General features: G+C 35.3%; 34 protein-coding genes and 2 riboswitches. Of the genes, 9 read left to right on the top strand and 25 right to left on the bottom strand.

The genetic code is table 11. The features are described from left to right. Positions 1 to 8 precede the first annotated feature (8 nt). Complete coding sequence (gcvT, locus tag BK574_RS11750; protein ID WP_078428730.1) at positions 9 to 1,109, bottom strand: glycine cleavage system aminomethyltransferase GcvT; 1,101 nt, start codon at positions 1,107 to 1,109, stop codon at positions 9 to 11. A 364-nt stretch (positions 1,110 to 1,473) separates the two neighbouring features. Next, a riboswitch (glycine riboswitch) is annotated at positions 1,474 to 1,581 on the bottom strand. A gap of 118 nt (positions 1,582 to 1,699) precedes the next feature. On the opposite strand from gcvT, the gene BK574_RS11755 reads away from it, so the two are divergent. The 3 genes from BK574_RS11755 (at position 1,700) to BK574_RS11765 (ending at position 5,601) form a co-directional block, all read left to right on the top strand. Beyond that, positions 1,700 to 3,394 carry a DEAD/DEAH box helicase gene (locus tag BK574_RS11755; protein WP_078428731.1) on the top strand — a complete coding sequence of 565 codons (1,695 nt, stop codon included), beginning with the start codon at positions 1,700 to 1,702 and terminating at the stop codon, positions 3,392 to 3,394. After that, positions 3,372 to 4,169, top strand: a complete 798-nt coding sequence (locus BK574_RS11760) for a YqhG family protein (RefSeq protein WP_078428732.1) — start codon at positions 3,372 to 3,374, stop codon at positions 4,167 to 4,169. The genes BK574_RS11755 and BK574_RS11760 overlap by 23 nt, the downstream gene beginning before the upstream one ends. Positions 4,170 to 4,560: 391 nt before the next feature. Further along, positions 4,561 to 5,601: a beta-propeller fold lactonase family protein gene (locus BK574_RS11765; protein ID WP_158211629.1), complete on the top strand. Its 1,041-nt coding sequence runs from the start codon at positions 4,561 to 4,563 to the stop codon at positions 5,599 to 5,601. A 251-nt stretch (positions 5,602 to 5,852) separates the two neighbouring features. Here BK574_RS11765 and BK574_RS11775 read toward each other — a convergent pair whose 3' ends face one another. Then, a complete protein-coding gene (locus BK574_RS11775) occupies positions 5,853 to 6,023 on the bottom strand; it encodes a DUF2759 domain-containing protein (protein ID WP_139313753.1) in 171 nt (56 codons plus the stop codon). A gap of 184 nt (positions 6,024 to 6,207) precedes the next feature. Continuing rightward, positions 6,208 to 6,672, bottom strand: coding sequence for a hypothetical protein (locus BK574_RS11780; RefSeq protein ID WP_078428735.1), 465 nt, complete (start codon positions 6,670 to 6,672; stop codon positions 6,208 to 6,210). 78 nt (positions 6,673 to 6,750) lie between these two features. On the opposite strand from BK574_RS11780, the gene BK574_RS11785 reads away from it, so the two are divergent. Beyond that, the gene (locus BK574_RS11785; RefSeq protein ID WP_078428736.1) at positions 6,751 to 7,386 is read left to right on the top strand and encodes an MBL fold metallo-hydrolase; all 636 of its coding nucleotides are present in this window, start codon (positions 6,751 to 6,753) and stop codon (positions 7,384 to 7,386) included. Between the two features lie 229 nt (positions 7,387 to 7,615). Continuing rightward, positions 7,616 to 8,743, top strand: a complete 1,128-nt coding sequence (locus BK574_RS11790) for a class I SAM-dependent methyltransferase (RefSeq protein WP_078428737.1) — start codon at positions 7,616 to 7,618, stop codon at positions 8,741 to 8,743. 37 nt (positions 8,744 to 8,780) lie between these two features. Here the strand turns inward: BK574_RS11790 and BK574_RS11795 are convergent, their stop codons facing one another. The 15 genes from BK574_RS11795 to BK574_RS11855 form a co-directional block, all read right to left on the bottom strand. Continuing rightward, on the bottom strand, positions 8,781 to 9,026 hold the full coding sequence (locus BK574_RS11795) for a DUF2626 domain-containing protein (protein WP_075385076.1): 246 nt from the start codon (positions 9,024 to 9,026) through the stop codon (positions 8,781 to 8,783). A 161-nt stretch (positions 9,027 to 9,187) separates the two neighbouring features. Next, positions 9,188 to 9,892, bottom strand: coding sequence for a helix-turn-helix transcriptional regulator (locus BK574_RS11800; RefSeq protein WP_078428738.1), 705 nt, complete (start codon positions 9,890 to 9,892; stop codon positions 9,188 to 9,190). A gap of 254 nt (positions 9,893 to 10,146) precedes the next feature. After that, positions 10,147 to 10,344: a YqzE family protein gene (locus BK574_RS11805; RefSeq protein WP_075385078.1), complete on the bottom strand. Its 198-nt coding sequence runs from the start codon at positions 10,342 to 10,344 to the stop codon at positions 10,147 to 10,149. A 38-nt stretch (positions 10,345 to 10,382) separates the two neighbouring features. Next, the gene (locus BK574_RS11810; RefSeq protein WP_238458011.1) at positions 10,383 to 10,913 is read right to left on the bottom strand and encodes a shikimate kinase; all 531 of its coding nucleotides are present in this window, start codon (positions 10,911 to 10,913) and stop codon (positions 10,383 to 10,385) included. Next, positions 10,889 to 11,182 carry a competence type IV pilus minor pilin ComGG gene (comGG, locus tag BK574_RS11815; RefSeq protein ID WP_158211630.1) on the bottom strand — a complete coding sequence of 98 codons (294 nt, stop codon included), beginning with the start codon at positions 11,180 to 11,182 and terminating at the stop codon, positions 10,889 to 10,891. Before comGG ends, BK574_RS11810 begins: the two co-directional genes overlap by 25 nt. Before the next feature lie 94 nt (positions 11,183 to 11,276). After that, entirely contained in the window at positions 11,277 to 11,720 is a 444-nt protein-coding gene (gene comGF, locus BK574_RS11820) for a competence type IV pilus minor pilin ComGF (protein WP_078428740.1), read from the bottom strand. Next, positions 11,699 to 12,028, bottom strand: coding sequence for a prepilin-type N-terminal cleavage/methylation domain-containing protein (locus tag BK574_RS11825; protein WP_158211631.1), 330 nt, complete (start codon positions 12,026 to 12,028; stop codon positions 11,699 to 11,701). The genes comGF and BK574_RS11825 overlap by 22 nt, the downstream gene beginning before the upstream one ends. Continuing rightward, positions 12,015 to 12,452, bottom strand: coding sequence for a competence type IV pilus minor pilin ComGD (gene comGD, locus BK574_RS11830; RefSeq protein ID WP_078428742.1), 438 nt, complete (start codon positions 12,450 to 12,452; stop codon positions 12,015 to 12,017). Before comGD ends, BK574_RS11825 begins: the two co-directional genes overlap by 14 nt. Continuing rightward, complete coding sequence (comGC, locus tag BK574_RS11835; protein WP_078428743.1) at positions 12,449 to 12,736, bottom strand: competence type IV pilus major pilin ComGC; 288 nt, start codon at positions 12,734 to 12,736, stop codon at positions 12,449 to 12,451. Before comGC ends, comGD begins: the two co-directional genes overlap by 4 nt. 48 nt (positions 12,737 to 12,784) lie before the next feature. Next, positions 12,785 to 15,196: a type IV secretory system conjugative DNA transfer family protein gene (locus tag BK574_RS11840; RefSeq protein WP_078428744.1), complete on the bottom strand. Its 2,412-nt coding sequence runs from the start codon at positions 15,194 to 15,196 to the stop codon at positions 12,785 to 12,787. A 140-nt stretch (positions 15,197 to 15,336) separates the two neighbouring features. Then, positions 15,337 to 15,492 carry a hypothetical protein gene (locus BK574_RS27490; RefSeq protein WP_158211632.1) on the bottom strand — a complete coding sequence of 52 codons (156 nt, stop codon included), beginning with the start codon at positions 15,490 to 15,492 and terminating at the stop codon, positions 15,337 to 15,339. After that, positions 15,479 to 16,165 (bottom strand): M23 family metallopeptidase, encoded by a 687-nt coding sequence (locus BK574_RS11845; protein ID WP_078428745.1) that lies wholly within the window; start codon positions 16,163 to 16,165, stop codon positions 15,479 to 15,481. The genes BK574_RS27490 and BK574_RS11845 overlap by 14 nt, the downstream gene beginning before the upstream one ends. 9 nt (positions 16,166 to 16,174) lie before the next feature. Next, entirely contained in the window at positions 16,175 to 16,585 is a 411-nt protein-coding gene (locus BK574_RS11850) for a hypothetical protein (protein ID WP_078428746.1), read from the bottom strand. Then, positions 16,560 to 16,727, bottom strand: a complete 168-nt coding sequence (locus BK574_RS27495; RefSeq protein ID WP_158211633.1) for a hypothetical protein — start codon at positions 16,725 to 16,727, stop codon at positions 16,560 to 16,562. The genes BK574_RS11850 and BK574_RS27495 overlap by 26 nt, the downstream gene beginning before the upstream one ends. A 15-nt stretch (positions 16,728 to 16,742) precedes the next feature. Beyond that, on the bottom strand, positions 16,743 to 17,033 hold the full coding sequence (locus BK574_RS11855; RefSeq protein ID WP_078428747.1) for a hypothetical protein: 291 nt from the start codon (positions 17,031 to 17,033) through the stop codon (positions 16,743 to 16,745). 143 nt (positions 17,034 to 17,176) lie between these two features. On the opposite strand from BK574_RS11855, the gene BK574_RS11860 reads away from it, so the two are divergent. After that, entirely contained in the window at positions 17,177 to 17,389 is a 213-nt protein-coding gene (locus tag BK574_RS11860) for a helix-turn-helix transcriptional regulator (RefSeq protein ID WP_078428748.1), read from the top strand. A 226-nt stretch (positions 17,390 to 17,615) separates the two neighbouring features. Here the strand turns inward: BK574_RS11860 and BK574_RS11865 are convergent, their stop codons facing one another. Then, positions 17,616 to 18,041: a hypothetical protein gene (locus tag BK574_RS11865; protein WP_142247955.1), complete on the bottom strand. Its 426-nt coding sequence runs from the start codon at positions 18,039 to 18,041 to the stop codon at positions 17,616 to 17,618. 75 nt (positions 18,042 to 18,116) lie between these two features. On the opposite strand from BK574_RS11865, the gene BK574_RS11870 reads away from it, so the two are divergent. After that, a complete protein-coding gene (locus BK574_RS11870; protein WP_078428750.1) occupies positions 18,117 to 18,428 on the top strand; it encodes a hypothetical protein in 312 nt (103 codons plus the stop codon). A gap of 1 nt (position 18,429) precedes the next feature. Here BK574_RS11870 and BK574_RS11875 read toward each other — a convergent pair whose 3' ends face one another. Next, entirely contained in the window at positions 18,430 to 18,807 is a 378-nt protein-coding gene (locus BK574_RS11875) for a hypothetical protein (protein WP_078428751.1), read from the bottom strand. A 223-nt stretch (positions 18,808 to 19,030) separates the two neighbouring features. Between BK574_RS11875 and sda the strand changes: the two genes are divergently transcribed. After that, positions 19,031 to 19,162: a sporulation histidine kinase inhibitor Sda gene (gene sda / locus BK574_RS11880; RefSeq protein WP_142247956.1), complete on the top strand. Its 132-nt coding sequence runs from the start codon at positions 19,031 to 19,033 to the stop codon at positions 19,160 to 19,162. Here the strand turns inward: sda and BK574_RS28825 are convergent, their stop codons facing one another. Continuing rightward, complete coding sequence (locus tag BK574_RS28825; RefSeq protein WP_274379425.1) at positions 19,163 to 19,294, bottom strand: hypothetical protein; 132 nt, start codon at positions 19,292 to 19,294, stop codon at positions 19,163 to 19,165. A gap of 262 nt (positions 19,295 to 19,556) precedes the next feature. Then, a riboswitch (cyclic di-GMP riboswitch) is annotated at positions 19,557 to 19,639 on the top strand. A gap of 81 nt (positions 19,640 to 19,720) precedes the next feature. On the opposite strand from BK574_RS28825, the gene BK574_RS11885 reads away from it, so the two are divergent. Next, the gene (locus tag BK574_RS11885; RefSeq protein WP_078428753.1) at positions 19,721 to 20,047 is read left to right on the top strand and encodes a hypothetical protein; all 327 of its coding nucleotides are present in this window, start codon (positions 19,721 to 19,723) and stop codon (positions 20,045 to 20,047) included. Positions 20,048 to 20,250: 203 nt separating this feature from the next. On the opposite strand, the gene BK574_RS11890 is transcribed toward BK574_RS11885, so the two are convergent. From BK574_RS11890 to BK574_RS27870, 4 genes are read right to left on the bottom strand one after another with little or no spacing between them, the layout of a single operon-like run. Further along, entirely contained in the window at positions 20,251 to 21,177 is a 927-nt protein-coding gene (locus tag BK574_RS11890) for a peptidoglycan recognition protein family protein (protein ID WP_078428754.1), read from the bottom strand. Next, complete coding sequence (locus tag BK574_RS11895; protein WP_078428755.1) at positions 21,177 to 21,359, bottom strand: hypothetical protein; 183 nt, start codon at positions 21,357 to 21,359, stop codon at positions 21,177 to 21,179. The genes BK574_RS11890 and BK574_RS11895 overlap by 1 nt, the downstream gene beginning before the upstream one ends. Positions 21,360 to 21,361: 2 nt before the next feature. Further along, positions 21,362 to 21,553 carry a BhlA/UviB family holin-like peptide gene (locus BK574_RS11900; protein WP_078430850.1) on the bottom strand — a complete coding sequence of 64 codons (192 nt, stop codon included), beginning with the start codon at positions 21,551 to 21,553 and terminating at the stop codon, positions 21,362 to 21,364. 44 nt (positions 21,554 to 21,597) lie between these two features. Continuing rightward, positions 21,598 to 21,765 carry a hypothetical protein gene (locus tag BK574_RS27870; protein WP_169917345.1) on the bottom strand — a complete coding sequence of 56 codons (168 nt, stop codon included), beginning with the start codon at positions 21,763 to 21,765 and terminating at the stop codon, positions 21,598 to 21,600.

Genomic DNA, 21,765 nt, shown 5'->3' on the forward strand with positions numbered 1-21,765 from the left:
AGTTCCCCCTATTTTTGTCTTTTATAAAATGGTGTTTGAATGACTTTTGCTCTTAAACGTTTTTTTCTTACTTGAACTTCTACTTCTGTGTCAATTGCTGTAAATTCTTTATCAACTATCGCAAGGCCGATATTTTTCTTTAGTGTCGGTGACTGTGTTCCAGTCGTAACAATTCCAACTTGTTGATCACCAGAAAATACTTCATATCCTGTCCGTGGGATACCTTTATCGATCATTTCAAGACCAACCAACTTTCTCGTTGTTCCCTCTTCTTTTTGTTTCTTAAGCGCGGCCTTGCCGATAAAATCAGCTTCTTTATCCACTTTGACCGCGAAACCAAGTCCTGCTTCAAGAGGTGATATATCACGAGTAAGCTCTTGTCCGTAAAGAGGTAATTTGGCTTCGAAACGTAAAGTATCCCTTGCGCCTAACCCACATGGAACGACTTCACCGTTCTTCCCCTCTTTTAGAATTGCTGCCCAAAGCTTTGCTGCATCTTTTTCATCACAATAAATTTCAAAGCCATCTTCACCTGTATATCCTGAACGAGATACAAGCGATGGAACTCCAGCTACGATTACTTTGTCTTTAAATCGGAAAAAGCCAATCGTCGATAAGTCCTCTTCTGTCAATCGCTGGAGAACTGCTTCTGATAATGGACCTTGAATAGCAAGTTGGGCTACATGGTCAGATACATTCACTAACTCAACCCCATCAATGATATGACTCTCAAGCCAACTTGCATCTTTTTCTGTATTCGCTGCATTCACAACGAGAAGGTAGTCTTGATCACTACGTTTATATACGAGTAAATCATCTACAGTTCCACCATTTTCATAACACATCAAAGTATATCTCGCTTGACCATCCTCCATATTCGCAAGATCATTCGTCATGACATGTTGAAGAAACGCTAATGCCTTTTCACCCTTTACTTCAATCTCACCCATATGGGATACATCAAAAAGGCCTGATTTTGAACGGACTGCTTCATGCTCTTCTTTAATGCTAGAAAATTGAACAGGTAAGTCCCATCCACCAAAATCAATTGTTTTAGCCCCAAGCTCTTTATACATATCAAACAAAGGTGTTCTTTTTAAAGTCGACATGCAAATCCTCCTTAAATGTTAAAAATACATGTAACCATTAGTAAATCTAAACTAGTTCATCTAACTTAACTACTAAGAGACCGCTTATTACTATAATTGCTACTCACTTAATCTAGACTGGACCACAAGATTTATACTTTCTCATTAGAAAAATACTATGATCGCCAACAATAGCAACAATCGATATCCTCTCTTATACTAACTAAACGATGTTAAAAAAGTGTAAAAAAAGACAGAGAAGTACATACTAAATCTATGTACTTCTCTGTCCTGATACCAGAAAGTTTCTTCCTTACTTTTGAATGCAAGGAATGTCATCGTAGGTGGTTCCTAGACTAGTAATATGGAACGCTCTCCAGAGTTGCGTCGAGCAAGAGTCTGTTTGCCTGAGAGATTCACTTTCGTTTGCTCCTTCGGCGTCGTCATATTGTCCTAAACACGAACAATATACGAGCTCTCCCCTTGCTTTCATTCGCGATTATGAAGTTTTTCATAAAAAAACTTATGTTTTAAACATAATATTATATTAATATCCTATCAATTGCTGAGTAGAAAGGCAATATAAAATTTTCAGGAAAGGATGAAATTTCTTGAATATAGACGTTTTATTTCAGACATCTTGGAAAGAAGAATTTTGCAAAAGGTTAGATGAGGACGGTCCCTGGGCCAATTGGGAGTTATTTCAATTAGCTTATGAAGCAGAACAGCATCTTTCCATTCCTGAGTTTCATGGGCTGCAAGCTCCTAAACATTTGCCACACTTAGAACCGTACCCTCATCAAATTGAAGTGGCTAAAACTGTAATAGAAAAGATGAACGGAAAAGCGATTTTAGCTGATGAAGTGGGTTTAGGTAAAACAATCGAAGCTGGACTTATTTTAAAAGAATATATGATTCGTGGATTAGCAAAAAAAGTGTTAATTCTAGTTCCTGCATCGCTTGTTTCTCAATGGGCTTATGAGCTTAATCAAAAATTTCATATTCCAGCTGTGGCCCAAAAGAAAGCTTATGTATGGGATCAATGTGATGTTGTTGTTGCCTCCATTGATACAGCAAAGCGTAACCCACACTTTGAACTTGTTATGAAGCAAGATTACGACCTCATCATTATTGATGAAGCACATAAATTAAAAAATCCCAAAACAAAAAATTATGAGTTTGTTAAAAACTTAAAGAAAAAGTTTTGCTTACTACTTACAGCTACACCTGTACAAAATCGACTTGATGAGATCTTTAATCTCGTCTCTCTATTAAAACCTGGCCATTTAGGGGACCTCTCTACCTTTGAAAAAAACTACCGATCGAATAAACGAGCTCCTAAAAATGACGAGCAACTACGTGAACTCATTAATAAAGTCATGGTTAGGAATCGGCGGGAAGAAACAGGTATCGAATGGACAAAACGAATTGTTCGAACGATTCCAATTACATTTAGTAAAGAAGAAAGAGCACTATATGATGCCATTTCTTCTTTAAAACACGATCCTAATGTTCTTACTAGCAGTTTCACAATGCTTACGTTGCAACGTGAAATTTGTTCCAGCCGTGAAGCTGCCTTCATGACATTAAAAAACATGATTGAGAAGGCAAAAGAAGAAGGACGTACCTTAAATAATGCGGATCGTTTTATTAAAATGATTGAGAATATAAAACAAAACTCTAAGGCTGAAAAAGCGCTTGAAATAATTCAAGGAATAAATGATAAAGTCATTATCTTCACTGAATATAGAGCAACTCAACTTTATTTACAGTGGTTTTTAAAGCAGCACGGTATATCTTCAGTCCCATTTCGTGGTGGGTTTAAACGCGGTAAAAAGGATTGGATGCGACAACTTTTTCAAAACCATGCTCAAGTTCTCATTGCAACTGAAGCTGGAGGCGAAGGGATCAACCTTCAATTTTGTAGCCACATTATAAACTATGACCTACCATGGAATCCAATGCGGATCGAACAACGAATTGGTCGGATTCACCGGTTAGGTCAGAAAAACGACGTTCATATTTATAATTTTGCTGTTGAAGATACGGTTGAGCAGCATATTCTTAAACTGCTCTATGAAAAAATTAATTTATTCGAACGAGTTGTCGGAGAGCTAGACGACATACTAACTCAATTAGAGCTTCCTTCACTCGAAGAACATGTATCTGAAATTCTGCTGCATTCAGATTCAGAAGGAGAAATTCGAGTGAAAATGGATCATTTATCAGCCGTTATTAATGATATTACTCCAAATGTGGAAGACGAGGAGGGACCTGATACTCATGCAACAGCAACACATTCATAATTATTTAGAACGGTATTTCACTGCCAATCAAAGTCCCATACTAAATAGTGGTGATGGCTACTTGCAAGTCCAGCTTTCGATTGAACTAGACAAAGCATTAATGAATCGACCATTTTATTGGCACTACCTCGAAAAAACAGGTGGAACACCGCAGCCGATGCAGATGAACATAATTACAGACCACATGATTGCACCAGAAGATTTAAAAGGGGAACAAATTCATTTTGGTTCACCAAGACTACATCAAATTTTTCAATCGACAAAAGAACTTGGTGGATTTATACGTATGTACGAAAATATCCAAAACGTGACGCATGGTTCTGTCCCTCTTCAACCATGGCTTTGTACCAATATAAAAATTTCATTTCAGTGTGACCGTAAAAAGGATGTAATTTTATCACTTGGTTTAAACTTAATTCATGGACAAATCGTTGAAAACTTTTTTGACAGACTAAAAGAAAAAGTGTTAACACCGAAAATTCCTGACTATTGTTTTACATTATCTCCGCTCATTACACCGAAAAGCGGTCTGCTACGTATTGAACGTACGGTTGAAAATTTTATTAATGAACAAGATAAAGTTTGGGCAATAGAAGCGAGAAAACGCTGGGATGAGGATTTACAACTATTAAATCGTTTTTATGAAGAAGTAGAGGAAAAACCTGAAAGTTACGAAACAGAAAAAGAAGCACTAAGAAGCCAATATGAACCTAGAATTCACGTGCAAATCATAAACGGTGGTATGTTTTATCTAAGACAACAATTTTTTTCGTAAAAGGTAAAAAAGGGTGTCCCAAAAGCTTAGCTTATGGTGACACCCTCGTCTATTTTTAATAAAAATACAAAATAAAAAAATCGCTCTTCTTATTATAATACTAATGTCCTAACCACAATAGGCATGAATCCTCCCTTACCTGCTCCCCCATGAAGATAGAGTAATCATTAAGAAGAACGCTGTATCGCCAACTTCTGCTTACGTTGTTATAACGAAGCAGTACGCCTACTTATTTAACACTATTGAACCTCGAAATTCCTTTCACTACTAAAGTTTGTTATGTTTTTTGTAAAAGGGATTTATGCATTTGCTTCAATTTATAAAGTTTTCAAAACGAACTTTCCTTTTAAATCATACTATAATTTATCTTTATTTTAAGGAGATGAGATATGTGAAAATAAATCATTCTTTTGTTCAACAAACCCCCGTTGCAGTAGTGCATACTCCCAATTCGATTCTTAACAATGATGAAGTTCCTTTTCGTTGTCTTGCCATGCCAAACAACAGAAGCCGTTATAGTACTTGTACAGATGTGGCATGGGTAAATAACGATCGCTTTTTAGCTACCTTAAATTACGCTGCTGAAACTTTCCATTTGTATGAATTTAATAGAAAAGATCATTCCTTTACACTTAAACAAACGTTAAATAACAAGAATGGTATGGAATTACATGAACCAGATAAATTATCATTTTCTTCAAATGGACGATACCTTGCCATTACTAATAACAAACTCGGAAAATCATCAGTTAATCTTTACAAGGTAGATCGTAAGACTCATTTGATTAACCCTATCCCTTTTCATGTAATAAAATCAAATGGCCCAGATGTTCGCTTTCATGGGGTTTGCTTCTCACCAAATTCCAAATATATGGTTAGTACTACGATAGATGCTTCAAGACAAATTTTTATTCATAAACTTCATCAAAAAAATGGCTCTATAAAACCTACACTATCACAAGTTTTGGAAAACCACCACAATTCCCCATTAAAACCTAAATCAATTGATTTTTCTAGGGATGGTTCACTTATGATGGTTTGCTACAGTGGCTCTCCAGGTAAACGAGCTAAAGATAGTAACGGTGCGTTTGCCATTTATTCTTTTGATAATGACAAGGGTACCGTCCATTCTAATCCCCTATATGAGCTAAATGATAGAGCAGAAATTGCATTTACAGACGATGTTTCCTTTTCCAAAGATGAGGAATGTTCATTTATCGTACTACCATCTCAGTTACACGATTCTCTTGTGTTCTATCCATTCGATAAAATGAACAATAGAGTAAACACAAAATATTATACCCTTACTAACCCTATAGCTCAACTAAGTTTTCCACATGGTCTTGCTCTTTCCTCTGACAATAAGTATCTTGCAGTTTCTAATTATGGAGATGATAAAGTTACTGTGTACCACTTGAACCCTAAATCCTAGTTATCGGACACAAGCACTTCTAAAATGCTCCTGATCTTCCACGCCTACTCTAGTGAGGGTATTTTTTATTATAACTAAAAAAGATACGCCATCATCAAAAAGACGTACCACATTTAAAGAAAGAAGGAAGCCTTCACGTGTTGTGTTTAAATATTCTCCTACACCAATTTTCCTCCAATAGAAAAAAGGGTGACCCATCGGTCGCTAAATACGACCTTTTGAGTCACCCACTTTTCCAGTAAAAAAGTAACTTAATGAGCTACTGGTGCACCTGAGAATAATGTCATTACTCCAAACCAGCCGAATACAGCTAAAGAAATTCCAGCAAATCCTACAGCAAAGAAATTCTTGTTGCGCACTTCACGGATTAGTCCCCATGCACAGAAAATAGCAACTAAAATCATATTAATTGCAATAAACACGATGCCTTCCCCTCCTTATGTATAACTCAATTACTAAATGGCATTTTCACATATATTATAATTACTTACGAGGGATGTTTCATTAAAAACATGAAAATGTCACAGAATATCCCTCTATAGCTTGGCTCATTCTACCCCATTTTACTCTTTTTTTTTTCAAATGTCGAGGTTTGACTAAAATGATTTATAAAAATTTCACAGCAATTTTATAAGCAACTGCATACCCTTCTACTAGGAGTTTAGCCTGTTGATCTACAAAGAAAACCTTTTCTTCCGTATTATATGCGATTAAATCCTCTTCAATTTGTAGTTTGGCCATATTTATTTGTATGTCTTCCCCTCCAACAATCATAAAAGGTTGTACGAGATCACGATACAAGTAATAATATTTACCTTTCCAACCATAGTCAGAAAATATCCCCTCTACAGTAGCACTTTCAAAAAACACCACCTCATGAACATCTTGAACTACGTTATATTGAGCTAAATCTTTCATTAATCCTTCAATAGAAGACTTTTCAGTATATACAAAAGTGCAATCTGTTTCATCTATAGGTTCGTATTTGTAAATATGATAATAGCAGTCCTCTAACTTCTTCGTCTCCAGGTTTAGATCACTTTTTATTTCTACAGCAAATCCATTTTTCAACAGTAGCACTCCATTCTTTGAACAACAATTATATTCAGTGTAGAATAGGATTATATAAACTGCAATGGAGGAGATTAAATGAATTGGAAACAAATCCCACTAGGGCCGCTTCAAACAAATTGTTACTTGCTTATAAATGATCAGAAAGAGGCTGTTATATTTGACCCAGGTGGAAATGGACCTGAGTTGAATGCCTATTTAAAAAAGGAAGGGATTGAACCATTAGCCATCCTTCTTACACATGCCCACTTTGATCATATCGGTGCAGTAGACGATGTCAGGAACGAATGGGGGATTGATGTGTACCTACATACGAATGAAAGTGCTTGGCTTGGCGATGCCACCAAAAATGGTTCAGCTGCTTTTTTAGGTAATCAAGTAATAATGTTAAAAGACGCAGATCACCTCATCCAAGAAGAGGGAACACTCTCCATCGGGCCATTTAATTTTTCTGTATATGAAACTCCTGGTCACTCTCCTGGAAGTGTTTCATTTTATTTTGAACCACTTGAAATTGTTTTTTCAGGAGACGCCCTTTTTGCAGGAAGTATCGGTCGAACAGATTTACGTGAAGGTAACCACCAACAACTATTAGATAGTATTCATGATAAACTGTTAGAGCTACCAGAAAATACAATTGTAGCCTCAGGACATGGCACAACAACTACAATTGGTCAAGAAATGGACTCAAATCCCTTTTTAAGTGGATTTTAATCGAAAAAATATTTAATAAAACCAAAAAAATTGACCTCCTATTTTGGAGGTCACAAGGGGAGTAAATCGTATTGATAAATGAACTATGAGGGGGAGGGGGACTCCCAAAATCATTGTATTCACCAATGTATTAAAAGTATATAATACACTTTACACTATGTCAACGGTATTAACAATAATTTCTTCCTCTAAATAGTGATGTTAAAATATTACAACTAAGGAGTTTATTATGACTCACCCAATCATTTCATACATACGTAATCAATCAAACAAAAAAATTGACTATGCTGAATATATGGAAAAAGTTCTTTACGATCCTCATTATGGCTATTATATGAAAGAGAAACATAAAATTGGCAAAACGGGAGATTTTTTTACTACAAGTAATGTACACCCTATCTTTGCAAAAGTATTTTGCTCTATTTTTCATGAAGTGATCTTGAAAAACAATTTACCTTTTGTCGTTTGTGAAATTGGTGGTGGTACAGGAAGGTTTTCATTTGAATTATTAAAAGAGTGGCAAAACAAATTCCCTGATTCTTTTAATAAACTTACGTATTATATCATAGAAGGAAGTCCTTATCACATCGCACTGCAAAAAGAAAAGTTAGGGAATTTCACGAACATTTTTTATTGTTCATCTATTGAAGAGATGAACCTCCATCCCTTTGAAGGGATTCTTTTTTCTAATGAACTTATTGATGCATTTCCTGTTCATGTAATTGAGAAACACGCAGGCAGTTTATACGAAGTTTTCGTAGCTCTTAACGGCGACGAAACTTTAACGGAAGTGAAGGAACCGCTTCAAAACAATGAAATTAGGGAATGGTTACACACATACGGGCCATCACTTAAAAATAACCAACGAATTGAAGTCCCTTTAGCGATGAATCAATGGATAAAACAAATCAGCCACTTTGTTAATAGAGGAGCGGTTTTTACAATTGATTATGGATATTGGAACGAGGAATGGGAACAACCCGAACACCGAGAAGGCAGCTTACGTGGATACTATCAACATCAGATGATTCATAATCCTTTATTACACCCTAGTGAAATGGATTTAACAACCCATATCCATCTTGATCCTTTTATCCAAATCAGTAAAGATAATGGATTGAACACCCAACTCGTGACAACTCAAGATCGATTTTTAATCCTAGCTGGAATCCTCCAATATTTACAAGAAAACTATGACACCAATCCATTCTCTGAGATTAGTAAGCAAAACCGTGCCATCCGTTCTCTCATTACAGATGGTATAAGTAAGAGTTTTCATGTAATTTTCCAAACAAAATCTTTACTAGAGACGGAAGCCTTATCTTTTATTATAGCTGAAAAAGAGGCTGACTTATAATCGTCAGCCTCTTCAGTATGTAAACTCAATTTACATATTAGTGGTTTCCAAAACCTGGTACAAGTAGGAAATGCGAGTACCACGTAAAACCTACAAAGAAAACAGTTAAGTATGCACCAAAAAGATAAATGTACACTCGCTCAGATAAATTTAAATAGCTAAGTGCAACAAAAGCTCCTGTTTGTGCAAAAAATAATAAAGCCATGTTATACATATCTCCAACGAAGAAAAGTACTGCAAAAATTCCTGTCCAGAAGCCTAAAACACGAAACATACGATCCATTCCTGTCCCCTCCTTCTCTATGTCTTAATCCATTGATCAACAATAGCACATGTCTATGCTAATCATATCATAAATAAAAACAGTACACTACAATTATATATGACAAATAAATTGATTGTAAATGGCTTTTCGATGTCTATATCGTGTCATTGTATAAATATTTATAAAATGATCGTTGTATATGAACAAGCGATACAATCACGGTCTTTCATTGATTGCTCCTCTTTCAAGATAACTTGCCCGAAAAAGTACTCAAATATACCAAGAAGGAGCGAGTAATGCATAGAACATAATACAACTGAATGATTTTGGATTACTTCTTTAAACGTACAATTAAAAATTTTAAAGCTCACTTGCCGCTCTTCTTTATTATATGAGATTTCTGGATTGAGTCCTTGATTAGTAGCAATATTTTCTATATATTTAACTTTTTCTTCATCTTGCAAATCTTCTAAATTGCGATTAAGACGGAGTAAAAAAGTCTGAGCAGTTTCTTTACCAAATCTATATCCAATTTTTTTTAATGCTTCTTTTCCTTCTTCACCGAAACTAGCTAATGTCTCCAAACACATATCGGCTAGACGCTGATAATCACGATATGGGAACTGCAGGCTTACAACTTCATCAGATAATCTGTAAAACCGACTCGGACGACCACCTTTTCCTGTTTTCTTAGTCTCAGAAACTACCATATTCACATCTTCTAATTTTGTTAAGTGTAAACGTGCTACATTCGCATGAATATTAAACTGATCTGCAATTTCTTGAACCGTTACATCACCGTGTCGTTTTGTGACAAATTGATATATAGAAAACCGAGTTGGATCGGACAATACACTTGTTATCTTTAAGGTTTGTTGCTCCATGAACGTCACTCCTTATAAATGTCTTGTACCATTATAATACAATTTGTTAAACAAGCAAATGAATTTTCATTTTTTGTAGATTTTTGTCAATAAATATACAATTTTGCATAACATTTCAACCGTCAAATTGACAAACCTAGAAAAAACTGACTCATTAAGTGTAGACTTCCTCATATTACTATAAATAAGCAAAAAAATTCATAGTAGAGGAGCCTGACAATCTATCCTTGAGTCAGCTTCATTTTCACAATTATTTACTTTTCCCGTTTTTTGCGATTTCTTTTTATAATCATAGAAAGGGCTAACGGTATCATACCGAACATTTGATATTGAAGCGGTTGTTTTGATTCTTTCTTTTGTTTCTTCATAGCTAAACGTTCTTCTTTTGGCCGATCAACATAAGTTACAAATTGTTGAGTTACAAATTTAACATAATCATTAAAGGAAGACATTTGACCCCACTCCTGAGCAAGCATTTATATTAGTATTATCAATTGGTCTCGGAATCATTCAAGATCTTCTCAATTTTTTCTACGATTTCTGGAATTGATAAGCTAGTAGTATCCACCTGATAATCAGCATCTTCGTAAAAAGCCTTACGTTGTTTGAATAAATCACTCACCTGATCTATAGATTTATTCTGCAATAATGGCCTTGTCGTATCTCCTTTCGTGCGCACTAGAATTTCATCAATTTCACAATGTAAATAAATAATAATACCTTTCTTCCTCATAATTTTCCGATTTTCTTCTTTAACCACAATTCCTCCACCTGTTGTAACGACCATATCTTCATCTGGTAAATCCTTTAATGCATTTGTTTCGTAAGACCTAAATCCCGTTTCTCCATCTTCACTAAAGATTCTAGGTATACTTTTACCCTGTATAGATTCGATCCACTCATCAGTATCAAGTAATCTGTAGTTAAGCTTTTCCGCTAATACTTTTCCAATAGTCGATTTACCTGCCCCCATAAATCCTGTTAAAAAAATAATTCTTATCCCATGGTTAACTCTATCCATTCTTTCACCCTCATTTGTTCTTTATCTAATAACACTCTAACGACTCTTTGACGATCCGATGTTGTCCTCACTTTAAGTTGTATGTTAAATGTATCATGGCTTTCTTCTAAAATCCAATAAGTAGCCGTTCCATTGTCATAATGAAATTCGCTAGAATAGTTCTGTTCCATCATTCCTATTTCATGAACTAAATCGACAATCGCCATTTGCATTAACGATTCAATTATAAATATCTCCTCTTGTTCAAAGGAAAAATTCTTTTCCGTCATGTACACTTCCACCAGATGAAGAACTGCTAGAGACATGAACAAACAAAGCATTATTGTCGTGGGGAGAATAAAACCTTTCTGGTTACCCACATACTCACCTCCAACAACAAACCATAGAGAACCTGCGTTCATAAATACTTCCATTTGTATCTATTATTGTTACTACTACTCCATTTGGGACAGATTTATATGAAAGGTCAGATACATGTCTTAAAAATACGTCATGTCCATAACCATCTACCCTTCTTCTTATCAATGTTCCAAATCTTTCAATCGTAATAACGGTATCATTTGGTTTTGTAAGGTATAGTGAATTCCCAATGACTCGAATTTCATTTGCTTCCCTAATTTCCATACTGAGTTGGTTATAGAATAATTCGACTTGTAAAATGTGTGGCTGTTCCGTTGGTGGAAAAATAACTGGGACTGCTTTAATGATGAGAGGCAATAAGGATACTACCATGACAAAAAGAGCAAACGCCAATATAACCTCAATTAAAGTGAAACCATTTTCATTTATTTTTTTGCATACCCACATTTTTTATAATCCCGTCCATTCCTCCCTGACCAAGTAAGACAAACTCTTATCTCCCTTTCATTTGATTGACTTACTGACCATAAAAATAACGTATCTTCTTTTCTAAACTCTAAAACAGGCAATTGATTTTCAAATAACCAAAGTTGAAGTCCCTCATAAATAGCATTATTAGCTATACTTTCTTGACGTATTGTTGCTCTTTCTTCATAAATTTTAATTAATGCAGGATATAACGAAGCCATCATAACAGATAAAATAAAAATAGAAATAATTACCTCTAACATTGAGAATCCCTTATCTCTCTTCAATATAAAAGCGCCCCTTTCCGAGAAGAAAAACGAGTGCATAACGTTGGTTATCGATATACATAAATAAAGTACCTGGTTTACTTATGTTGCCATTTGATAAAAATTTAATATCATCAATACCTAAAGACCCACGCTCAAAAGATACAGTTATATTAAATGGTTGCTCATATACAAACTGGTTATTTTGTTTTATTGCATAAAGATTACGGGAGGTATTAATGAAAAATACAGAAGGTGCACCGTTCGAGATTGCCAACTGCTGCGCATAATATAAATCGTTTTCAAGTTGAGAAATAAAACGATTTCTTTCGTAAGCGGAAAAAGGGGCGTAGAGCGATATTAAAGTAATTGATCCAATAATAGAAATAACCATTAAAGCGATGAGTAACTCAGTTAACGTATGGCCATGATTGTTTAACTTCATTCAGCATCGATAACTACTTTTCCATTTCCATCTATCTTCAGTGAAGTTCCGTCAGGACATGAAGTTGTAGTCACATAATCTTTTAAATCAGTGATGTTTTTAGGCTCCTCACCATGTTCTAACAAATATGCTCCTACCTGAGCTTGTAGTAAGTCGATGGTTGCTTCACACCCTTTATCATTGGCAACAGATGTATTTTTCGTCATATTTGGAACAGCTACTAATAACAAAATCGATATTATCATCATAACAATCAACATCTCGATTAATGTATTAGAAAACATATGATAATTATGAGTGAGTTTCTTCCTTATTATATAGAGAAAGTTTTTTTATCCATGCACTTCATTAGTGTGTGGATTTTTTTCTTGTTCGCTAACTGGTCCTGGTAGCTTCGTAATGAACCGACCGTAACCGTCCTTACATTTAATTAAGTTCATCGAGTGGTATCGTTTTAAATTGAGTAAGTCTTCCTCAGTAAACGGATATAATTCGCTTTCCAATTCTTTAAAGTTCTTCTTGTCACATCCGCTTATTAACATGTAACTTGCGTTAGCCGAGCGTAATTCCTCGCGAATATGCTTAATTTGGTTCAAATAGTGGCATGATATGATCGGTTTAATATTAAATTTTGGTAATCGACTAAGTTTATCTGTTAAGAACTTCTCAGTATTTTCAACTTGATACAACTCGTCGATAAACAAGTTTACCTTCGTCATTTTTTCTCGATTATCTTTATACTTTGCCTTTCGTATTTGAAGCGCTAACCATAACTTCGTAATCCAGTACGTTGTATACATATCTTTTTCGTTATCTGTCCCAAACATTGTCTCAGGCATCTTGATGCAAATTAATTGGTTCTTTTGCATTTCCTCAACTAAATCAATGTTACCTTCGGTTGATTTCTTTAACATCCATTCCATATAAGGATTAGCTTTTAACGCATTAAGACGACTGAGTATCCCCTCTATTTTTGCTGCCTTTGTACCTGTAACGTTACCCCCTTTATCAATTTCGTCTAATTCATGTAGATATCCAATATACTCCTCCATATCCTCGTATAGACTTTGTGGTATTTGTTTTATATACTTTGCCCGCTCCTTGGCGTTTTGTAATACGCTGAACACATCTTTTATACTCCCGTTACAAACGAACACTGCCAGCGCTGCACTTTCCATAAACCTGCGCATTCTTGCAGTTAAATCTGTATCATCTGAATTAATAGAATTAACTAACGTTAGTAATTGCGTGGTTTGTTTTTTAGCATTAATATACCTTTCTTTCGGATCTGCACTGTATCTTATTTCGTTATATCCTAAGCCTTCAATCGTTTTAGGGTCGTCGCAGTTAATATTGAGTATCTTTTCATGCGGAAATAATGCCGATACCTCTTCGCTTAATTCGCAATTTCCAATATAATCGAACATAATCACACACTCACCGTTTGCTATTGCATCGTACGACTGGTTTCCAATTAACGTTGATTTACCTGAACGGTTAGGTCCGATCAGAATTAATGAAAGGTATTGATACTCGCGGTCTGTCGATAAATACGCTGGTTGCTTCATACCGCGATAGATCGATTCACCGATGCGCATGAGTCCTTTTCGTAAGTCCTCGGGTACTTGGGTCTCTTGCGTGTGTATTTTCTCGATAAAGTTGTAGCGCTCGAGTAGTTCACGTCCTGGCAACGATAAGAAACTTTGTGCCTCTTGGTCGCCGATCTTGTTTATTTCCGATTTAATACTGTAGTCCGTATAGTTAAACGTTTTTTTAAGTGATTTTGGTGTTAGTCGATTATCTCCAGCTATCGTATCAAAACTAGTGGCGAGCGATTTAGCATTATTGTGCTGTCTTTTCTTATTAACATCACTACCACTCTTATCTTTCTTTGACTCGGACAAAACGACAATTTGAGTATTAAGGATGATTGATGTCGCCTTTTTATGCGTGGATTCGGTAATCTGTTTGCCGCCGTTCATCCTTTCTAGTACAGATGCAAGTACGTTAACATTCTCATCTTGTCTCTTCGATTTATTTTCACCGCCGATCGTCTCACCAATGTTATCGACAATATCGGAAGCAATCGCAATAATCGATTTAATAACGTAACTTAGCCCTAGCTTATTACGTTCGACTGGCTTAAGCTCTTTTACTTTCGCCATGGTATTACGATATAGCGGTCTCCATTGTCCTTGGCTCATCGGCATAAAGTTGTAAAAAATACCGACTCTATCGCCTTCCTCCATAACATCGACGACATTTAGATTAGATGTTAATAAATCGTTATCGCTTCGGTTAGTTGCTAGGCTTAAAGCATCCTCTTTTTCGTAGACTAATTGATACATTGTCAAATTGTCAGAAAACTTCGGCACTTCCCCAACTTCTTCGATTGTAATATTCGTCCATACATCGCTAATCCGTTCTTTTATTATCGATAGATATTGTTTAGGGACGATAAGAAAGAACTGTATCGATTTCTTTTCGATATAAATGAAATAGGATACTTTCGCGTTTCTGCGATAACTAAACTTAGTACCGACTAAAAACTCCTTACCTAGTATCCGCATTATTTTCGCATCATCTTTCTGTATTCTTTCGGTGATATTCTTTTGTAATGATGCGATCGACTTGGCTATCTTATGAGATGAATTATTACGTATCGACTTATTTGGTACAATTTTTAGATAAACATAATCAGGTTTGACGATATTAAAATAGTTCGATAACTTAACAGCTTTCATTAATTCCACCCACTTAATCTATTATTTGGTCAAAATTTCATTTACGCAGATACAAAATCCGAAATTTGAGGAAATAATAGAACGAATAAACCGATCTTAATCGATAGCTCCAGCAAACCTAATAGTAATTGCGAATAAGTTTATGCAACATCCCAAGTGATCTGTGCAACTTTTTGCGCCCCTTTAATAACCCATTTACCGTTATCATTAATAAACGTCATTTTATTATTTGCAAGTTCGTTTTCAATACGGGGGAACTGAACGACTTTTTTATTTTCAATATTAAATCCCTCCAAATAAATATCTTATGGCTACGTAAATTGTAGGCAATAAACCGATATACTTATTTGCTGGCGTATAACCTACTACTCTCAATATAATTAACGTTGCTGTACCAATTAAACAAATGCCATATATCGCTTCTAAGATAACTTCACCCACTCCAGCAATAGCCCCAATTACTATTTCCTTAGTCGTAGCTTTTGCATTTTCTCGAATTGTTTCCTTTGCACCGTTCCATAGAATTTCAGATAACGCTCCTTTTGTTTCGAAAATAGTAGACCATAACGACTCATCCGTTACTTTTCCACTCATTGATGCTAACTCTTCAGCAAGTGGAGTAGGATCTATCCAATCTCCATTTGCTGATCGTAAAGCAAAATGCAGGTGTGGGCCTGTCGATAGCCCTGTCGATCCCGCCTCGCCAATTAATTCACCTGCATTCACTTCATCGCCGACATTAACGTTAACTTCGCTCATGTGTCCGTAAATTGCACGAGTGCCGTCTTCCATTTGAATGGATAAACCCTTTCCGATATTACTCGACCCATCAAATACTTTATCGATTACACCTGATGCGATAGAACGTAATTCGGTACCTTCTGGCATCGCTAAATCGATACCATTGTGTACACGACTATTTCGGACTTCTTCTAATGCGCCAAACTCCGAAGATAATCGAAATTTCATCTCATACACCTACCTAGCCGTTTCTCTAAAGACTTCATCTGCCTGATCGAATAGCCAAGGTAACGCGAGAAGTATCATATAAATTAATACGTAAGCAAAACCGCTCTTCTTCGCTTTATCGAAATCTTCGTTTGCTACCGCCTTAATAATCGTAAATCCCCCTTTGAAAATGATTATCCATTTACCGATCTGCATTAATTTATTGTAGAATGGACGGACTGCTTCATCTATACTCCCACTTGCCGCTAACGTCGGTGTGGCGAAATCCATTCCTCCCGCGACTGTTACGATAATCAACGTTCCCACTACTTTATACGTAATATGGTGTCGCTTGAAATGGCGCTCAATTTTCGTTAGTAAATTATTGTTGCCATCGTTGCGGGCCATAAATTCACTAATCGAATATCTTTGCGTTTTCATTTTGCTTCCCCCTTATAATTTCAATTAAATCATCCTCGAACTTACTATCGCTACAATGGTCAATTAAATAGGCGTAAACACATTCTGCGATAAATAACTCATCGGCATCGTGTTTTTTAAACAATTCGATTAATTTTTTCATATCGCATTCCCCCCATTATTTAAAATTAAATTTACGTACAGGACTCACGCTGTCAGGTGTCCACGTTATAGGTTGAGGGACAGTTTGAGGGTTAACTGGCGTGTGTTCTACTGGTTTCGATATCTCTACGTCTGGTTGTGTTTCTTTCTCTTTAGACTTTAACGCTTTTTCTGCTTTACTACGTTTTATATCTTCACGAATTAATTGTTTTATATACTTCGAGAAACTTCTTCGACTGAAATGTTCTAACATCGCTTTTTCTTCAAAGTTAGCAGCGTTAAACCCTACACTTTTTATAACTTTCATAACTTACCAACCTCCCGATCATTTTAGGCGTTAACCTAATTTAATGTTATTAATGTTATTAACAAAAGTTACATTGTCCATCGAAAAAATATAAAAAGGACTAGATGTTTTTTTCGAGAATTATAAAAGAGAGGTGATGAACGTTGGTAAAATGTAGATTAAGGGTTATCTTAGCTGAAAGGAATATTAAGCATGGGGAAGTATACAAAAAAGCAGGGATAAGCAGTGCTACTTTTAGCTTACTGGTTAATGAAAAGTCACTACCGACTTTACCAGTAGCTTTAAAGATCGCGAGGGTGTTAGATTTACATATCGAGGATATTTGGTACGAAGATGGTAAGGAAGTAAAACATTAATAACGGTATTAACGAAAAAAGACCGCCTTTATATTCGTGAAGGAGGCAGTCATTTCGTGTGACGTTAATAGCGCGACGTTAAATCGTCGTCGCTGGATGCTATTAACGTATGCCAACGGGTTCCATTTTATGCCTGTCTTTTTACGGTAAATTTTTCGTTTTATCTGTTGTTATTTAACGACAAAAACGCCCTCTACCGTAATTAAACGATAAAGGGCTGCCTTCCTTATTTAATTCCTAATGTTGATACAGCATCTTTGCGTTCATACTCATATTGAAACGGTTCACTATCGCCAGGTTCAAGTTTAATCATCCTTAATGAACGTCTTATTAAAACTTCTTCAGTTGCGTTTATTTCCTCTTTTTCAAGCCATTCTTCGTATACGTTTTTATATAGATCTACAAAAAGTTTATCCTCCCCTTCGATTTCTTTGCTGTTATAATAGGCTTCGTCTAGTATTTCTAATAATTCTTTTGTATCGAGATGTAATTTTTCATCTATTACAGTGATATTCGATTGTTTAGTTTCTTCAACAGCTTCGCTATTTATATTAACTTCCATATTATTTGCACAACCTACGATAAAAACAGATAATATCATTGTTAAAGCATATATACCAAATAAATTCCTCATTGTAACTCCCCTTTCCATTTATTACAACTCTATAATACCTATATTTTAAATGTCAATAATTTTTATAGCTTCTGCTTTGGAGGGACGATTTTTATGAACGAGTCACTGGGCACCTGTGAAAATTGTTTAAGAACTGGTAGAGAAAAGAACTTAAAAGTAAGGATGGATAAAAAACTCTGTCCTGATTGTTATGAGGTAAAAAGACGGTACCATATAATGTTGTACTATTATGAGGGTTTGAAAAAGGTACTTCAAGTAATGGATATGAAAGAAGGTCAAGTCATGAAGGTCTTTGATGATGACTATCTTAAAGGAAGACTCGATCGTGAGATGCTAGAGGATCTTTCAAGGGATTATGAGGAGAAAGTTCTGAATAGGGATCCTTATAATGGTTACAGAAAATAGTTTACCTTTTAGAGCTAATCTCGTATGAAAACCCTTTAATCATGTTGTTACATTCCTTTATTACCTTCAGCTCACTATCAGCGATATCTGTCATATGGCATACTTTATTTCGTATATCTGATAATTTTCTAAGCTTTTCTCTTTGAGATCTATTAATATTGGGGATGATATGTGGGTATTTAAAGAGGTAGCTAACTAATTCGTGCAGGCATGCGTCATTAATTGGCCTTTTCTCGTAGAGGATACTTCGCCAGTGAAGACCGTATTTATAAGTTAGTTGAAAATTGATTATAGATTGTAATGTTGTTTCAATTTCGTAAAGCAGCCGATACCCTTCTATCATGTTTTCTGGAACACAACTTTCTTCAAATACAGTCATTAAAAAACCTCCCTTTTATTGTTCTTTATTTAGAATAACTATTTTATTTTATAAGAACAATAAAGGTAAAGTTAAGATTGTGTAAAAAATTAAAGCCCCTTCAAAAAAATTAATAATATTACAAATCAATTACAATCGAGTGAATGTTCAGATAAGTATTGCTATAAGTTCTCACAGCATTTAATATTATTTCTTGGGTATGTATTCAAGGGAGGATTTTTTCATGTTAGAAAAGTTAAGCGACGGTGATTTATTGGAGGCATATAACAAAGCAATTAACTGCAAGTTGTCTAAAGATTTCATTGAACTATTAAAGAAAGAATTATTAAAAAGAGAAATTACATATACTAAATAATTATTTACATTTACTATTATCAATCTTTTCTTGAAGCCATTGTAAGAATTCAATTTCCCTTTCTAATACTTGTCTTTGTAACTCACTTTCAAAATAAGATACTAATTCATTCAATTGCTGTTCAATGGGCAAATTTCTCACTCCTTTACAAAAATATATTGCAAAAGTTAGATAATTTCAACTATTATGTCCTCTCTATTGAGAGGACTTTTTATTTTACTGCTAATTCTACAAATCAACTCTAATACCCTTTTTTCTGTTCCACTTTATAGACTTTTACATAAATTCCCAGCGCTAAAAAGAAAATCCCATTTCTCACCCCGAAGAGTGGGATTTACTATTTTATAGTATCACTACTTTACTCGATCGCCAATTTCCGATATAATTCTACAGTATTTGCAAAAGGCAAACTTATTGAAAGATAAGGACGCAAAGCTACAGGGACTAACGGGAAACCCACGTCAGCCAGCTGCCAATGAAAAAATAAAACTCCGTAAGAAAAGCACCCAGATATTTTCATTCGGCACAAATTTTCTTAAAGGAGTGTAAAAAACAATAATGGAACTAATTGAACCCGAACTAAAAGTAGCATTAGAAAAACTGGACTCTTTAATTGTGACTCTGCCCGATAAGAGAGATTCTGTATTTCATTTCAAAAATTTTATTATTAGCTTTTTACGTACTAATACTAATAATGTAACATTGCCCGTTTCTGAAGTAATGGCATTTTTAAAAAATAAAAAACCAACCGTTTTCTCTATCTTAAGAAATGAATACAGTCATAATTTAGTTATTAATGTTGTTACTCATGTCGATTTAGAATATAAAGTTGCTTCTAAAAGGCTTTACGATCTAAAACTAAAACTAGGTATTATAAACAGATAACCAAGAATTTAAGCCCACTCCGAAGAGTGGGCTATTTTAAGTTTAATACATAGAACAAAACCGAGTTACATATACTGATATAGAAGGCTTAATTGGCCTCGTTAAGCCTCTTGGGAATAACACCCCACTTCTTATTTCTAGTCGAGGGGCCACTAAAATATCCATCTGAAAAGTCCACCACAAGGTTGGGCTTCTTTTTGTTATTAAAACATATGTCCCCAAGTTAGTGGACCAACAATACCATCCACAGTTAGACCATGAAGACGTTGATAATTTCTTACGGCACTTGCTGAATTAGCACCATAAATACCATCAGTTGTAGCACCTACCACACGTTGTACTGCGGTCACATCATTTCCACGTAGCATTGGAGATAGATTTCTTAATAATCTACGGTATTTTGGTAATACTGCATCTAAAGCGTTTCTTGTTTGATTACCAACCAGACCGTCAACTAAGATATTTTGTCGAGCTTGGAACGCTTTTACTGCGTCTTCTGTTTCTTTACCAAAATGTCCGTCAGCTCCGAAACGTGGTAATCGTTCACCAGCCGCAAGCAATTTATTTTGTAAACTCCTCACCGTTTCTTCTCGGTCTCCGTTCTTAATTAATGGATTTGGTGAAGGTGCTTTTATTACTATTCCAGCAATTTTAGTATCTGTAACTTCTTTCTCAGTGCGCCCCTCTAACCGTTTTCGAAACTCACCCATATTTATTCCTGGGCACGCTGTGGATTGATTAGGAAACTCTCGATGCCCTAAAACATTAGATAACCCTATATTAAATCGTTCCATCGCTAAGCGTACACGTTCTATTAATACTGGTAATTGCTTCTCGTTAGGTGCTCCTTTACCGACGTAACAAATATTATATGTTCGTGTATTGTGACCACCAACTCCATTTGTAATAACTACAGGGTCATAGCATATTTGTAGTGTTCCATCCTTTAGTATGATTTCAGAATAACCACCGTGACTCCATCCTCTTTTAGTTCTCCATGTTCTTTCAAAAGAAAAAGCGTCCCCTTGATCTGTAAAAGAATAATGGACGCCAATACGATTAATTTGATCAATACGTCTACGACTTCCGCCATCCATTAACTTACCTCGTAAATCTTGTACTTTGCTCATTACTTACCCTCTCCTTTCACTTTTCCGTCAACATACGCTTCACCGAGAATATATGAAATAGCCACACCAGCAACAGTGAGAACCGCATCTGTCGGAATTTCTAACCCTAACCCTTGATTAACAATGACCAATAACCCTGTAACCACAGCCATTAGAAACTTTCTAGACGTGAATTTTTTCATAACTATTTACCTCCAATTTTATTTTTGATATCTCTTAACTCACCGATCACAATGTCGTATTTGTCGGAAAACTTATCTAATATGTCGTGGAGTCGATTTTCTCGCTCAGCATTTCTTTTCATGACATACAAAAGGAGCCATACAAATAAAATTGCAAATGGCCCCTGTGTTAAAAAGTATTTAATTACATCCATTTCACCCACATCCCCACCTCTTTCAAGCAAAATAGAGCCTACAATTAATCTGCAGACTCTCTTTCATTAAAAAGTAACTTACCATCTTTGGTCCAATATTGTGTTATATGCCTAATTGGATCTTCATTTGAATTTCCGTTCCCTTCTGTAACAACAACTTTTATAACTTCCACTATTTGAGCATTAATACAAGCTCCTCTAACCATCGACAT

Origin of the sequence: Alkalihalobacterium alkalinitrilicum (genome assembly GCF_002019605.1) — a bacterium.
Taxonomy (GTDB): domain Bacteria; phylum Bacillota; class Bacilli; order Bacillales; family Bacillaceae_F; genus Alkalihalobacterium; species Alkalihalobacterium alkalinitrilicum.

Excerpts from the sequence above, each read along its gene's own strand:
- gcvT (WP_078428730.1), bottom strand. The coding sequence starts at position 1,109 with ATGTCGACTTTAAAAAGAACACCTTTGTTTGATATGTATAAAGAGCTT.
- BK574_RS11760 (WP_078428732.1), top strand. The coding sequence starts at position 3,372 with ATGCAACAGCAACACATTCATAATTATTTAGAACGGTATTTCACTGCC.
- BK574_RS11785 (WP_078428736.1), top strand. The coding sequence starts at position 6,751 with ATGAATTGGAAACAAATCCCACTAGGGCCGCTTCAAACAAATTGTTAC.
- BK574_RS11790 (WP_078428737.1), top strand. The coding sequence starts at position 7,616 with ATGACTCACCCAATCATTTCATACATACGTAATCAATCAAACAAAAAA.
- BK574_RS11795 (WP_075385076.1), bottom strand. The coding sequence starts at position 9,026 with ATGGATCGTATGTTTCGTGTTTTAGGCTTCTGGACAGGAATTTTTGCA.
- BK574_RS11800 (WP_078428738.1), bottom strand. The coding sequence starts at position 9,892 with ATGGAGCAACAAACCTTAAAGATAACAAGTGTATTGTCCGATCCAACT.
- BK574_RS11805 (WP_075385078.1), bottom strand. The coding sequence starts at position 10,344 with ATGTCTTCCTTTAATGATTATGTTAAATTTGTAACTCAACAATTTGTA.
- BK574_RS11810 (WP_238458011.1), bottom strand. The coding sequence starts at position 10,913 with ATGGATAGAGTTAACCATGGGATAAGAATTATTTTTTTAACAGGATTT.
- comGG (WP_158211630.1), bottom strand. The coding sequence starts at position 11,182 with ATGACGGAAAAGAATTTTTCCTTTGAACAAGAGGAGATATTTATAATT.
- comGF (WP_078428740.1), bottom strand. The coding sequence starts at position 11,720 with ATGTGGGTATGCAAAAAAATAAATGAAAATGGTTTCACTTTAATTGAG.
- comGD (WP_078428742.1), bottom strand. The coding sequence starts at position 12,452 with ATGAAGTTAAACAATCATGGCCATACGTTAACTGAGTTACTCATCGCT.
- comGC (WP_078428743.1), bottom strand. The coding sequence starts at position 12,736 with ATGTTTTCTAATACATTAATCGAGATGTTGATTGTTATGATGATAATA.
- BK574_RS11840 (WP_078428744.1), bottom strand. The coding sequence starts at position 15,196 with ATGAAAGCTGTTAAGTTATCGAACTATTTTAATATCGTCAAACCTGAT.
- BK574_RS11845 (WP_078428745.1), bottom strand. The coding sequence starts at position 16,165 with ATGAAATTTCGATTATCTTCGGAGTTTGGCGCATTAGAAGAAGTCCGA.
- BK574_RS11850 (WP_078428746.1), bottom strand. The coding sequence starts at position 16,585 with ATGAAAACGCAAAGATATTCGATTAGTGAATTTATGGCCCGCAACGAT.
- BK574_RS27495 (WP_158211633.1), bottom strand. The coding sequence starts at position 16,727 with ATGAAAAAATTAATCGAATTGTTTAAAAAACACGATGCCGATGAGTTA.
- BK574_RS11855 (WP_078428747.1), bottom strand. The coding sequence starts at position 17,033 with ATGAAAGTTATAAAAAGTGTAGGGTTTAACGCTGCTAACTTTGAAGAA.
- BK574_RS11865 (WP_142247955.1), bottom strand. The coding sequence starts at position 18,041 with ATGGAAAGGGGAGTTACAATGAGGAATTTATTTGGTATATATGCTTTA.
- BK574_RS11870 (WP_078428750.1), top strand. The coding sequence starts at position 18,117 with ATGAACGAGTCACTGGGCACCTGTGAAAATTGTTTAAGAACTGGTAGA.
- BK574_RS11875 (WP_078428751.1), bottom strand. The coding sequence starts at position 18,807 with ATGACTGTATTTGAAGAAAGTTGTGTTCCAGAAAACATGATAGAAGGG.
- sda (WP_142247956.1), top strand. The coding sequence starts at position 19,031 with ATGTTAGAAAAGTTAAGCGACGGTGATTTATTGGAGGCATATAACAAA.
- BK574_RS11885 (WP_078428753.1), top strand. The coding sequence starts at position 19,721 with ATGGAACTAATTGAACCCGAACTAAAAGTAGCATTAGAAAAACTGGAC.
- BK574_RS11890 (WP_078428754.1), bottom strand. The coding sequence starts at position 21,177 with ATGAGCAAAGTACAAGATTTACGAGGTAAGTTAATGGATGGCGGAAGT.
- BK574_RS11895 (WP_078428755.1), bottom strand. The coding sequence starts at position 21,359 with ATGAAAAAATTCACGTCTAGAAAGTTTCTAATGGCTGTGGTTACAGGG.
- BK574_RS11900 (WP_078430850.1), bottom strand. The coding sequence starts at position 21,553 with ATGGATGTAATTAAATACTTTTTAACACAGGGGCCATTTGCAATTTTA.
- BK574_RS27870 (WP_169917345.1), bottom strand. The coding sequence starts at position 21,765 with ATGTCGATGGTTAGAGGAGCTTGTATTAATGCTCAAATAGTGGAAGTT.